Raw genomic sequence first — 12,654 nt, 5'->3', positions numbered from 1 at the left:
ACGACGCACGGCCGGCGACCGGACGCCGGCTCGGGTCAGGGCTGGCCGGGCGCGTACCAGGTGACGCCCACGGCGGCGACCAGCAGAGCGGTGCAGGCCAGTACCAGCAGCACCCCGAGGCGCAGGGCCCGGGCCGCGGCGAGGGCCTCGCGGTGCTCGCCGAGCGGAGCCGGGAGCAGTTCGGCGACCGGCGTCACCGACAGCGGCCCGTGCGCGGCCCGCAGCAGCGCCAGCGCCCCGGCGACCCCGGCCCCGATGGCGGCCAGCAGCAGTATGCCGACCAGGACGCCCCAGCCCGGTGCGAGGGTGCCGACGTCGGAGCGACCCCGGATCAGGCTGAACCCGACGAGCGCGACGAGCAGGCCGCCCAGCCCGTTGCGCCAGGCCAGCGCGGCGGCCCGGACCCGGTCCAGTTCGCCGCGCAGCAACGCAGCCAGTTCCTGCGCCCGGCGCAGGTCTGTACGGGTCGCCGGGGGACCGGGCCGCAGTCGGATCACGCCTCGACCTCCAGGGTCACCGTCCAGTACGCGCCGCAGCCGGCCAGCCCGTCGGGGCGGGCCGGGTGGTCGGCGGCGCAACTGCACAGCAGCGTCCGGTAGCCGGGGTCGACCGCTGCCGGCGGTGCCTCCCGCCGGTACACCTCGTCGACGATCGGGCAGCTGATCGGGTGCTGGCACCGGGGGCAGTCGCCGGTGAGCAGCACCGCCGGACCGTACCGGCGCACCGAGAACGTCTCCGCGACCCGGCTGCCGTACCCGGCGTCGGTGACCTCCGCGTACGGCAGCGGCTCCGCCGCCGGCTCATCATCCCGCACCGCCGCACCCTCCCACCGTCGTCGCCCTGACGACGAGCACACGGTAGCGACCGCCCGCCCGCCGGTCACCCGGCGCGCGGGCGGACCCGGTGATCGGCCCGGCGCGGGTCGCCGGGGCGCGGGATCGGCGGAGCGCCGGTACGGCCGGACCGTCCGTGGGAGGCTGGACGGTACCGCCGCGTGCACCGCCTGGCGTCGGCGGGCCGTGCGGAAGGGAAGCCATGTCAGGGGAGCCCCAGGTCGACTTCGCGCTCGACACCTACGAATGCATCGTGCTGTATCCCGGCGCCGCCGGGCGGGCGTTGCCGCCCGAGACGGTCCAGCGGTTGCAGGCCGAGCACGCCAGTCACATGCAGGCGATGCAGCGGCGGGGGATCATCCTGGTCGCCGGGGCGGTGGACGGTCAGGCCCGGGATCCGGACCCACCGCTCGGGTTCGGTCTGGCCCGGACCGGGTCGGTCGACGACGTCCGCAGCGTGATGGAAGCCGATCCGGCGGTGCAGGCCGGCCTCTACCGGGTGGACGTGATGACCTTCCTCTGCCCGGCCGGCTCGCTGGAGTTTCCGCTGGTCAAGACGGAAAGCTGAGGCGCACCAGCCGCGGTCACGGCGGGTTGTCGACGGTGCGCGTACAGTTGTCGACCCGGAGCGCCCCCACGCGGCCTGGCGCCAGGGGCGTACCATTCCGGCGCGCGGTCGCCGTTGCCCGCCGTCGACGTCCGGAGCGGCCCACGCTCGCCGGCCGCGCCACTGGGCCGCGCGCCGTTGGACAACTGTTCCACATTGCGCAAGGGGTCGGCCGGTGGTCCGACCCGGAGGAGAGACTAGCCTGATGGGCGTGACACGCCGCGCGAAGATCGTCTGCACTCTTGGCCCCGCCACCTCGTCGCCCGAGCGCATCCGCGGGCTCGTCGAAGCTGGCATGAACGTGGCGAGGCTCAACTTCAGTCACGGTAGCCACGCCGACCACGAGTCGGTCTACCGGCTCGTCCGGGAGGCGGCCGAGGCCGCGGGCCAGCCGGTGGCGATCCTGGCCGACCTCCAGGGGCCCAAGATCCGACTCGGCCGGTTCGCCGAGGGTCCGCACGAGTGGCGCACCGGCGACTCCGTGGTGATCACCGGTGACGACGTCGTGGGCAGCAAGGAGCGGGTCTCCTGCACCTACCGCAAGCTGCCGCAGGAGGTGAAGCCCGGTGACCGGCTGCTGATCGACGACGGCCGGGTGGCCGTCGAGGTCACCGACGTCACCGGCAACGACATCCGGGTGCTGGTCACCGAGGGTGGTCCGGTCAGCAACAACAAGGGTGTCTCGCTGCCGAACGTGGCGGTCAGCGTGCCCGCCCTGTCGGAGAAGGACGCCGCCGACCTGCGCTTCGCGCTCGGCCTCGGGGTGGACCTGGTCGCCCTGTCGTTCGTCCGCTCCGCCGACGACATCAAGCTGTGCCACGCGATCATGAGCGAGGTCGGTGTGCACCGCCCGGTGCTGGCCAAGGTCGAGAAGCCGGAGGCGGTCGACCACCTCGAAGCGATCGTGCTGGCCTTCGACGGGGTGATGGTGGCCCGTGGTGATCTCGGCGTGGAACTGCCGCTCGACGAGGTGCCGTTGGTGCAGAAGCGCGCGGTGCAGTTGTGCCGGGAGAACGCCAAGCCGGTCATCGTGGCCACCCAGATGCTCGACTCCATGATCGAGAATTCCCGGCCGACCCGCGCCGAGGCCTCCGACGTGGCGAACGCGGTGCTCGACGGGGCCGACGCGGTGATGCTCTCCGGTGAGACCAGCGTCGGCAAGTACCCGGTGCTCACGGTCAGCACCATGTCCAAGATCGTCACCACCACCGAGGCCGGCTCGATCCTGGTGCCCCGCCTGCAGCACGACCCGCGTACGCACGGCGGCGCGCTCACCGTGGCCGCCTCCTCGATCGCCCGGGCCATCGGCGCCAAGGCGCTTGTCGCGTTCTCCCAGACCGGTGACACCGTGCGCCGGCTCAGCCGGCTGCACTGCGACCTGCCGCTGCTGGCCTTCACCCCGGTGCCCGAGGTCCGGGCGCAGCTCGCCCTCTCCTGGGGGGTGGAGACCTTCCTGATGCCGTTCGTGCAGCACACCGACGACATGTTCCGCCAGGTCGACCAGGCGCTGCTCGGGCTGAACCGGGGCAACCCCGGCGACTACGTGGTGATCGTGGCCGGCAGCCCGCCCGGCAGCCCCGGCTCGACGAACACCCTGCGGGTGCACCAGCTCGGTTCGCTCGTCGACGCCGCCACGGCGCGGGCTTTGCAGTGACCGTCAGCTCGCTCGTCGGCCAGGCCGCCGTCGACCAGCTGCTGGAGGTCCTGGACCTCGCGCCCACCGGCGCGATGTCGTTCCGGGGGATGAGCCCGCCGGTCGGCCCGCAGCGGGTGTACGGCGGCCAGGTCGCCGGCCAGGCCCTGGTCGCCGCCGGCCGCACCGTCGATCCCGAACGGGTGGTCCACTCCCTGCACGGCTACTTCGTACGCGCCGGCGACCCGGTCGAGCCGATCGAGTACGAGGTGGAGAACATCCGTGACGGCCGCTCCTTCTCGGTGCGCCGCTCGGTCGCGCTCCAGCACGGCAAGCCCATCTTCTTCATGTCCGCCTCGTTCCAGCGGCCGGAGGAGGGGCTGGACCACCACGCCCCCCTGCCGCCGGACGTGCCCGGGCCCGAGTCGGTGCCGACCATGACCGACCGGCTGTCCCGGTACCCGGAGCGGCTGGGCATCTGGGGGCAGATTCCCCGACCGATCGACGTGCGTTACGTCGGTGAGCCCGGTTGGGTACGTCCCGGCGACCGGCCGGCCGACCCGCACCAGCGGGTGTGGATGCGCATCGACGGCAAGCTGCCCGACGACCCGCTGCTGCACGCCTGCGCCCTGACCTACGCCTCCGACCTGACCCTGCTCGACTCGGTGCTCTCGGTGCACGGCGAGGTGTGGGGACCGGGCGGGGTGGTGGGGGCGAGCCTGGACCACGCCCTGTGGTTCCACCGCCCGTTCCGGGCCGACGAATGGTTCCTCTACGACTGCTGGAGCCCGTCGGCCTCCGGGGCGCGCGGGCTGGCCACCGGCCGCATGTTCACCGTGGCCGGCAGCCAGATCGCCAGCGCCGTCCAGGAGGGACTGCTGCGCCGGGTCGGCGGCTAGCCGACCCGTCCCGCCGACCGGTGGGCGTCCGGCGTGACCGGGCGATGCGTCAGGTCCGGTGTCGGGCCGCCGGGCAGCGCCCGGATACCCGACCGTTAACCTGTCCGACATGCGTCTCTCAGCCCGGGTGGACTACGCCCTTCGAGCGGTCGCCGAACTGGCCTCGGTGACCGGGGCTGGCCGGGGGCGACCGGTCACCGCCGACCAGATCGCGCGGGCCCAGCAGATCCCGCCGAAGTTCCTGGAGAGCATCCTGCTGCAACTGCGTCGGGCCGGCGTGGTGCAGGCCCAGCGCGGCCCGGAGGGCGGCTACTGGCTGGCCCGGCCGGCCGAGGAGATCAGCCTCGCCGAGGTGATCCGGGTGATCGACGGACCGCTCGCCCACATCCGGGGTCAACGCCCCGAGCACCTCGGCTACCAGGGTGCGGCGCGGGCGTTGCAGGAGGTCTGGATCGCGTTGCGGGCCAGCGAGCGGCAGATCCTCGAACTGGTCACCGTCGCCGACGTGGCGCGGGGCACCCTGCCCGAGCCGGTCACCAAGCTGGTCGCCGATCCCGCCGCCTGGACCTGACCGGACGCACCGGCGCACCCCTGACGCCACGCGTCGGGCGACGTTGTCGTCTCACTGACTGATCGCGGGGTTGACCGAAGGCCCCGGCATGCCGCATTGTCGACCAAGCCGATAGGAGATACCAATTTAGCCGGGAGGCGTCGTGCGCAAGCTGCTCGTCATCGCGTTGGTGGGGCTCGCCGCGCAACTCGTCGACGGTTCCCTCGGCATGGCGTACGGGCTGACCTCCTCGACGCTGTTGCTGCTGGTCGGCGTCGCACCGGCGGCGGCGTCCGCCTCGGTGCACCTGGCCGAGATCGGCACCACGCTCGCCGCGGGCACCGCGCACTGGCGGTTCGGCAACGTCGACTGGCGGGTGGTGCGCCGCATCGCGGTGCCCGGCGCGCTCGGTGCCTTCGCCGGCGCCACCTTCCTCAGCGCCCTGTCCACCGAGTCGGCCGCACCATGGATGGCCGCGATCCTGTTCACGCTCGGGGCGTACCTGCTCATCCGGTTCTCCCGGCCGCTGCGCCGCAACCCGGCCGCCGGACGGCTACGCGGGCGTTTCCTCGGCCCGCTCGGCCTCGTCGCCGGCTTCGTCGACGCCACCGGCGGTGGTGGATGGGGTCCGGTGGCCACCCCGGCGCTGCTGGTCAGCGGTCGGCTGGAGCCGCGCAAGGTGATCGGCTCGGTGGACACCTCCGAGTTCGTCGTGGCCGCCGCCGCCAGCCTCGGCTTCCTGATCGGTCTGGGCACCGAGGGCTTCCTGCTGCCGATCGTGCTCGCGCTGCTCGCCGGTGGCCTGATCGCCGCGCCGGTCGCGGCCTGGCTGGTCCGCATCGTGCCGGCCCAACTGCTCGGCGCGGCCGTCGGTGGCGTGATCGTGCTGACCAACGCCCGGGTCCTGATGCGCGCCGGTGATGTGGACGGTTCCCTGCCGGTGATCGTCTACCTGGTGTTGGCCGCCGGATGGATCACCGCCCTGACGCTCGCGGTCCGGGTGCTGCGGCGGACCCGCCGCGAGCGGTCCCTCGCCGCGGCCCTCACCACCGACACCCCCGCACAGACCCCCGCCCCCGCCGAGCCGGTCGGCGCCGGGCACGACCGCCGGCCCTGATCCCTGTTGACCATGAGGTTGTCGTCCCGACACGCCGGGCGCGGGGACAACAACCTCATGATCGACGAGGTAAGGGAGGGGAGAGGGTTGTCGCGGTGTGGGAGATGAGGTGCCAGGCCTCGTCTACGTGGGACTGGGTGGTCTGGGGGGCGCCGACGGCCAGGCGTAGGGTGTGTCGGCCGGCGACGCGGGTGTGGGTGAGGTAGATCCGGCCGGTGGCGTTCACCGCCGCCAGCAGCCGTTCGTTCGGCCCGTCCGGGCCGCGCAGCCGGAAACAGACCAGCGCGTACGGATGGTCGGCGACCAGTTCGAACCGCTCGTCGGCGCGGACCCGGTCGGCGAACCCGGCGGCCAGCGCGACGCCGCCACGGATGTGCTCGCGCAGACCCTCGACGCCGTACCAGCGCAGCACGAACCACAGCTTCAAGGCCCGGAACCGCCGACCGAGCGGCACCTGCCAGTCCCGGTAGTCGATCACCGCGCCGGACTCGGTGGCCGCGTTGCGCAGGTACTCCGGCAGCACGGTCAACGCCTCCACCAGCTCGCCCGCGTCGGCCACCCAGAACGCGTCGCAGTCGAAGCCGGTGAGCAGCCACTTGTGCGGGTCGAAACAGTACGAGTCGGCGTACTCCAGGCCCGCGTGGCCGAACCGCAACTCCGGGCAGACCGCCGCCGCGCCCGCGTACGCGGCGTCGACGTGCAGGAAGACACCGTGCTCGGCGCAGATCGGGCCGATCTCGGGCAGCGGGTCCACCGCCGTGGTGGAGGTGGTGCCGACGGTCGCCACCACCAGGGCGGGCACCGCCCCGGCCGCCCGGTCCGCCTCGATCGCGGCGCGCAGCGCCGCCGGCGACATCGCCCGGGTCGCCGGATCCACCTCGATCAGGCGTACCCCGTCGGCGCCCAGCCCCGCGATCCGGGCGGCCTTCTCCACCGACGAGTGCGCCTCGGTCGAGGCGTAGACCCGGTAGCGACGGTCGACGCCGGCCTGCCGCCACCGGCCACCGGCCGCCCGGTGCAGCGCGACCAGGGTGGCCACCAGGGTGGCCGAGGAGGCGGAGTCCTGGATGACGCCGCCACCGCGACCGGCGGAGCGGAACCGGGCCGGCAGGTCCAGCAGGTCGGCCAGCCAGTCGAGCAGCACCGTCTCCAGTTCGGTGCACGCCGGACCGGTGGCCCAGAGCATGCCCTGCACGCCGAGCCCGGCACTGACCAGGTCACCGAGCACGCTGGGGCCCGAGGTGTTGGCCGGGAAGTACCCGAAGAAGCCCGGGTGCTGCCAGTGGGTGAGCCCGGGTGCGACCAGCTTGTCCAGGTCGGCGAGGACCGCCTCGACCGGCTCACCCCGCACCGGTGGTCCGGCCGGCAGCCCGGCGGCCACCGTGCCGGGCGGGTCCTGGGAGGTCACCGGGCGCTGGGGCAGGGTCGCCCAGTAGTCGGCGATCCAGTCGACCACCGCGTACCCGGCCTGGCGGAACTCCTCCGGCGTCATGTGTGCAGCCACCCGGCGAGTGGATCAAAAGGAGCGGCGGTAGAGCAAGGCGGTGGATCGATTGTGCGCAGAAAACGCTTGCCCTAGCATCACAGATGCGCGGGAACGCACTCATGACCATCGATCAGATGGACCCTTTCCGCTAGCGCGGCCCGGCCGCCGGCCCGGGCACGGCCGGTGGACGAACACCCGTCGGCCCCGGGCACGGCCGACGGAGCGCCGGACGTCGCGCGTCCCGACCTCCATCGGAGGAACCATGCCTCGCACCGCCCCCCGGGCGGCCCTGCTCGCCGCGGCCACCGCCACCGCGGTCGCCGCCGCCGGCGTGCTGACCACCCTGACCGCCTCGGCCGCCGCCGCCGGATGCCGCGTCGACTACCGCGTCACCAACCAGTGGACCGGCGGCTTCGGCGCCGACGTCACCGTCACCAACCTCGGCGACCCGGTCGACGGCTGGACCCTGACCTGGACCTGGGCCGCCGGACAACAGGTCACCCAGGCCTGGAACACCACCGCAACCCAGTCCGGCGCTCAGGTCAGCGCCCGCAACGTCGACTACAACGCCGCCATCGCCACCGACGGCAGCGTCAACTTCGGTTTCAACGGCTCGTGGACCGGCAGCAACCCGGCCCCCACCAGCTTCGCGCTGAACGGCACCACCTGCACCGGCGCCACCGCACCGACCCCCACGCCGACCACCCCAACGCCCAGCCCGCCGCGCCCGTCACCCACCGTGGCGCCGACGACGACTCCATCGCCGACCACCCCACCGCCCACCCCACCGCCCGGGGCGATGCAGGCGGAGAACCTGGAACGGGGGCTGGTCAGCGTCCGCTCCGGGTCGGCCAACCTGGTCTCCTGGCGGCTGCTGGGCACCGAGACCAGCGGCGTCGCGTTCAACCTCTACCGGGGCACGACCAGGGTGAACGCCAGCCCGATCACCGGCGCGACCAACTACCTGGACAGTGGCGCGCCGGCCGGAGCGAACTACATCTTGCGGGCCCTGGTGGACGGCGTCGAACAGACCCAGTCCGTGCACGCCCTGCAGTTCCCCGCCGGCTACCTCGACGTGCCGTTGCAGGTCCCGCCCGGCGGCACCACACCCAGCGGCGAGGCGTACACCTACTCCGCGAACGACGTCAGCGTCGGCGACCTCGACGGTGACGGCGACTACGACTTCGTGGTCAAGTGGGAGCCGTCCAACGCCAAGGACAACTCGCAGTCCGGCTACACCGGCAACGTCTACCTCGACGCGTACACCCTGCCCGGCTACCGGCTGTGGCGCATCGACCTGGGCCGCAACATTCGGGCCGGTGCCCACTACACCCAGTTCCAGGTGTACGACTACGACGGTGACGGCCGTGCCGAGGTGGCCATGAAGACCGCCGACGGCACCCGTTCCGGCACCGGCCAGGTGATCGGCAACGCCAACGCCGACCACCGCAACTCCGCCGGCTACGTCCTCGCCGGCCCCGAGTACCTGACCATGTTCGACGGCGGCACCGGTGCCGCCCTGTCCACCGTCAACTACGACCCGCCGCGCGGCACCGTCTCCTCCTGGGGCGACAACTACGGCAACCGGGTCGACCGGTTCCTCGCCGGCACCGCCTACCTCGACGGACAACGCCCGTCGCTGATCATGGCCCGTGGCTACTACACCCGCGCGGTCATCGCCGCCTGGGACTTCCGCAACGGCACCCTCACCAGACGGTGGACCTTCGACTCCAACGCCGCCGGCAACGGCGCCGCCGCCGGGCAGGGCAACCACAGCCTCTCCGTCGCCGACGTCGACGGCGACGGCCGGCAGGAGATCGTCTACGGTGCGGCCACCATCGACGACAACGGCCGGCTGCTGTGGTCCACCGGCCACGGCCACGGCGACGCCGGACACGTCGGCGACCTCGACCCGTCCCGCCCGGGTCTGGAGTACTTCAAGGTGAGCGAGGACGGCAGCAAGCCCAGCTCCTGGTTCGCCGACGCCCGCACCGGCCAGATCCTCTGGTCCACCCCCACCGGCGGCGACAACGGCCGGGGCGTCTCGGGCGACATCTGGGCCGGCAGCCCCGGTGCCGAATCCTGGTCGTCCGCGGTGAGCGGCCTGGCCAACACCCGGGGCCAGAACATCGGCCGCAAGCCGTCCTCGACGAACTTCCTCGTCTGGTGGGACGGCGACCCGGTCCGCGAACTGCTCGACGCCACCCGCATCGACAAGTACGGCACCGGCGGCGACACCCGCCTGCTCACCGGCAGTGGCGTCGCGTCAAACAACGGCACCAAGGCCACTCCCGCGCTCTCGGCCGACCTGTTCGGTGACTGGCGGGAGGAGGTGGTGTGGCGCACCACCGACAGTCGGGCCCTGCGCATCTACAGCACCCCGACGCCGACCAGCCTCCGGCTCCACACCCTGATGCACGACCTGCAGTACCGGGTCGCCATCGCCTGGCAGAACACCGCCTACAACCAGCCCCCGCACCCGAGCTTCTTCCTCGGCGACGGCATGAGCACGCCACCCGCGCCCGACATCTACCTGCGTTGACCGCCGGGGTGCACAAGCGGTAGAAGAAAGGGAGAAGGCACCGGGCCGCAATCGCGGAATCCGCACAACTGCGGCCCGGTGCCCCACACCGCGGCACCCCCGACCCGTCCCGACCGGGGAGTGCCGTACCACCACCGGATACAACGTTAGGCGGGCTCCGCGTCGCGAGAGTGACGCTGCCGTGAAGATCGTGTTTCACAACCCCGGGAACGCTGTGACCTGGGCCACCTCGCCGCCCCGGCCACCGGGCCCGCCGACCGTCGGCCGCCGCCTCAGCGACGCAGACCGCCGGCAACCTCGGTCGCGATCAGCTCGAACGAACGCACCCGGTCGGCGACGTCGTACACCATCGTGGTCAGCATCAGCTCGTCCGCGCCGATGCTTTCCAGCAGCTCGCCCAACTGCCGGCGGACCGTCTGCGGGGAACCGCTCGCCTGACCCTGCCGGCGCTGCGCCAGGAACTCCCGCTCGAACTCGGTGTACGGGTACGCCGCCGCCTCGTCCGGGCTCGCCAGGGGCTCCGGTCGCCCCGACCGCAACCGCAGGAACGACAGCCCGGCCGGCCCGGCCAGCCACTCGGCCCGCTCGTCGGACTCCGCGCACACCGCGTTCACCGCCACCATCGCGTACGGCCGCTCCAGCCACCGCGACGGGCGGAAACTCTGCCGGTACAGCGCCAACGCGGGCAACGTGTTCTGCGCGCTGAAGTGGTGCGCGAAGGAGAACGGCAGGCCCAGCGCGCCGGCCAGCTGCGCGCTGAACCCACTGGACCCCAACAACCACACCGCCGGCCGCTGCCCACGCCCCGGAGTCGCGGTGATCCGCCCCGACGCCGTGTCGTCGAAGTAGCCCATCAGATCGTTCAGCTCCCGGGGAAAACCCTCGGCCGAAAGGCCCTCCATGGTCCGGCGCAGCGCCAACGCGGTCACCTGGTCGGTGCCGGGCGCCCGGCCGATGCCCAGGTCGATCCGGCCGGGATGCAGCGCCTCCAGGGTGCCGAACTGCTCGGCGACCACGAGCGGCGCGTGGTTGGGCAGCATCACCCCACCGGAGCCGAGCCGGATGTCGGTGGTGTGCGCGGCCAGGTGCGCGATCAGCACCGCCGGCGCCGACGAGGCGATGGCCGGCATGTTGTGGTGCTCGGCCACCCAGAACCGGTGGTAGCCCAACTCGTCGGCGCGTCGCGCCAGCTCGGTCGTGTGCCGCAACGCCTCACCGGCGGAGGCACCGGCGGCGACGGGGGCGAGGTCCAGGACAGACAACGGAACGTCGATCACACGGCTGCCCAACCCGGCCTACGCCGGATCTGTTCCCGAACCGGTCGGCTACGTGATCAACCCGACCCGCGGGCCTGCTCGAAGATCAGGCTGGTCTGGGTGTGCTGCACCGCCGGATCCACCGCCAGATGGTCCAGCACGAAGTCGCGCAGCGCCTCCGCCGAGGCCGCCCGCACGTGCAGCACGTAATCCTCCGCGCCGGCCACGTGGAACACCGACACCACCCCCGGCAGCCGCACCGAGCGGGCCCGGAACGCGTCCACCGCCGCCCGCGCGTGCTCGGTCAGCCGCACCGACACCAGCGCCTGCAACGGCAACCCCAGCGCGGCCGGATGCACCTCGGCGTGGAACCCCCGGATCGCCCCGCACTCCCGCAACGCCCGGGTACGCGCCAGGCAGGTCGACGGCGCCACCCCCACCCGTTCGGCCAGGGCATTGTTCGGCAACCGGCCGTCGCCGGCCAGCTCGGACAGAATGGCGCGGTCGGTGTCGTCGAGCGCCGCGAACGGCCGAACATCGTTCGATACGGGGGGCATGCCGCCATCCTCCACCGAACGCCACCGGATCCGGAAGCGATTATGGCGAATAATATTCGGAACTATTGCCCCCGATGGGCGGGATGTTCGATCCTCTCGACATGACGACCGTGGACACCCGAGCCGTGCACGCCGGCCGCGACGACCTCGCCGCCCTCGGCGTCCACGTGCCGCCGATCGACCTGTCCACCACCAACCCGCTGCCCTCGGTGCACGCCGGCGGCGACGCCTACGAGACCCTCGCCACCGGCGGCACCCTCCCCGCCGACACCAGCGCCGTCTACCAACGGCTGTGGAACCCGACCGTCGCCCGCTTCGAAACCGCCCTCGCCGAACTCGAAGGCACCACCGAAGCCGTCGCGTACGCCAGCGGCATGGCCGCACTCACCGCCGCCCTGCTCGCCGCCACCCGCGACGGCCGACGGCACCTGGTCGCCGTGCGCCCCCTCTACGGCGGCACCGACCACGTCCTCGCCACCGGCCTGCTCGGCACCGAGGTCACCTGGGCCCGCCCGGACACCGTCGCCGACACCATCCGCCCCGACACCGCCCTGGTGATCGCCGAAACACCGGCCAACCCGACCCTCGACCTGATCGACATCGCCGCCCTCGCCGACGCCGCCGGCCCGGTGCCCCTGCTGATCGACAACACCGTCGCCACTCCGGTGCTGCAACAGCCCACCCGGCACGGCGCCCGACTGGTGCTGCACAGCGCCACCAAGAGCATCGGCGGCCACGGCGACGTCCTCGCCGGAGTGATCGCCTGTGACACCGAGTGGGCCACCCGGCTGCGTCAGATCCGCGCCCTCACCGGTGCGATCCTGCACCCCCTCGGCGCGTACCTGCTGCACCGTGGCCTGCAGACGCTGCCGCTGCGGGTCCGCGCCCAGCAGGCCGGCGCGGAGAAACTCGCCCTCTGGCTCGCCGCGCACCCGGCGGTCACGCGGGTCCACCACCCCGGCACCGACGACCCGGCCGGGCTCGTCGGCCGGCAGATGTCCGGCCCGGGCAGCCTCCTCGCCTTCGAGGTACGCGGCGGCGAACCCGCCGCCGCGGCGGTCGCCGACGCCTGCCTGCTCATCACCCACGCCGTCTCCCTCGGCGGCGTCGACACGCTCATCCAGCACCCGGCGTCGCTCACCCACCGCCCCGTCGAGACGGATGCCAAGCCCGA

12 protein-coding genes are annotated in these 12,654 nt (G+C 72.8%); 7 read left to right on the top strand and 5 right to left on the bottom strand.

The genetic code is table 11. From position 1 onward, the window contains the following. Nucleotides 1-35 precede the first annotated feature (35 nt). Together O7605_RS00660 and O7605_RS00655 are read right to left on the bottom strand one after the other, a co-directional pair. On the bottom strand, nucleotides 36-497 hold the full coding sequence (locus O7605_RS00660; RefSeq protein ID WP_269737416.1) for a hypothetical protein: 462 nt from the start codon (nucleotides 495-497) through the stop codon (nucleotides 36-38). Next, on the bottom strand, nucleotides 494-814 hold the full coding sequence (locus O7605_RS00655; RefSeq protein ID WP_269737415.1) for a hypothetical protein: 321 nt from the start codon (nucleotides 812-814) through the stop codon (nucleotides 494-496). The genes O7605_RS00660 and O7605_RS00655 overlap by 4 nt, the downstream gene beginning before the upstream one ends. A 221-nt stretch (nucleotides 815-1,035) precedes the next feature. On the opposite strand from O7605_RS00655, the gene O7605_RS00650 reads away from it, so the two are divergent. The 5 genes from O7605_RS00650 (at nucleotide 1,036) to O7605_RS00630 (ending at nucleotide 5,639) form a co-directional block, all read left to right on the top strand. Next, nucleotides 1,036-1,401 (top strand): YciI family protein, encoded by a 366-nt coding sequence (locus tag O7605_RS00650; protein WP_269737414.1) that lies wholly within the window; start codon nucleotides 1,036-1,038, stop codon nucleotides 1,399-1,401. 244 nt (nucleotides 1,402-1,645) lie between these two features. Further along, entirely contained in the window at nucleotides 1,646-3,094 is a 1,449-nt protein-coding gene (gene pyk, locus O7605_RS00645; RefSeq protein ID WP_269737413.1) for a pyruvate kinase, read from the top strand. Beyond that, nucleotides 3,091-3,972, top strand: coding sequence for an acyl-CoA thioesterase (locus O7605_RS00640; protein ID WP_269737412.1), 882 nt, complete (start codon nucleotides 3,091-3,093; stop codon nucleotides 3,970-3,972). Before pyk ends, O7605_RS00640 begins: the two co-directional genes overlap by 4 nt. Before the next feature lie 109 nt (nucleotides 3,973-4,081). After that, nucleotides 4,082-4,543, top strand: coding sequence for an RrF2 family transcriptional regulator (locus tag O7605_RS00635; protein ID WP_164448334.1), 462 nt, complete (start codon nucleotides 4,082-4,084; stop codon nucleotides 4,541-4,543). Between the two features lie 142 nt (nucleotides 4,544-4,685). Next, nucleotides 4,686-5,639: a sulfite exporter TauE/SafE family protein gene (locus O7605_RS00630; protein WP_269737411.1), complete on the top strand. Its 954-nt coding sequence runs from the start codon at nucleotides 4,686-4,688 to the stop codon at nucleotides 5,637-5,639. Nucleotides 5,640-5,694: 55 nt separating this feature from the next. Here the strand turns inward: O7605_RS00630 and O7605_RS00625 are convergent, their stop codons facing one another. Next, on the bottom strand, nucleotides 5,695-7,143 hold the full coding sequence (locus O7605_RS00625; protein WP_269737410.1) for a pyridoxal-dependent decarboxylase: 1,449 nt from the start codon (nucleotides 7,141-7,143) through the stop codon (nucleotides 5,695-5,697). 244 nt (nucleotides 7,144-7,387) lie between these two features. On the opposite strand from O7605_RS00625, the gene O7605_RS00620 reads away from it, so the two are divergent. Beyond that, complete coding sequence (locus O7605_RS00620) at nucleotides 7,388-9,667, top strand: rhamnogalacturonan lyase family protein (RefSeq protein ID WP_269737409.1); 2,280 nt, start codon at nucleotides 7,388-7,390, stop codon at nucleotides 9,665-9,667. Nucleotides 9,668-9,939: 272 nt separating this feature from the next. On the opposite strand, the gene O7605_RS00615 is transcribed toward O7605_RS00620, so the two are convergent. Next, a complete protein-coding gene (locus O7605_RS00615) occupies nucleotides 9,940-10,944 on the bottom strand; it encodes an LLM class flavin-dependent oxidoreductase (RefSeq protein ID WP_443083853.1) in 1,005 nt (334 codons plus the stop codon). 56 nt (nucleotides 10,945-11,000) lie between these two features. Then, nucleotides 11,001-11,480, bottom strand: a complete 480-nt coding sequence (locus O7605_RS00610; protein ID WP_164448331.1) for an Lrp/AsnC family transcriptional regulator — start codon at nucleotides 11,478-11,480, stop codon at nucleotides 11,001-11,003. 83 nt (nucleotides 11,481-11,563) lie between these two features. On the opposite strand from O7605_RS00610, the gene O7605_RS00605 reads away from it, so the two are divergent. Continuing rightward, the coding region (locus tag O7605_RS00605; RefSeq protein ID WP_269737407.1) for a trans-sulfuration enzyme family protein at nucleotides 11,564-12,654 on the top strand (1,091 nt) is incomplete at its 3' end.

The organism is Verrucosispora sp. WMMA2121, from assembly GCF_027460185.1.
Classification (GTDB): Bacteria; Actinomycetota; Actinomycetes; order Mycobacteriales; family Micromonosporaceae; genus Micromonospora; species Micromonospora palythoicola.
This window is presented reverse-complemented; position numbering and strand designations above follow the sequence as displayed.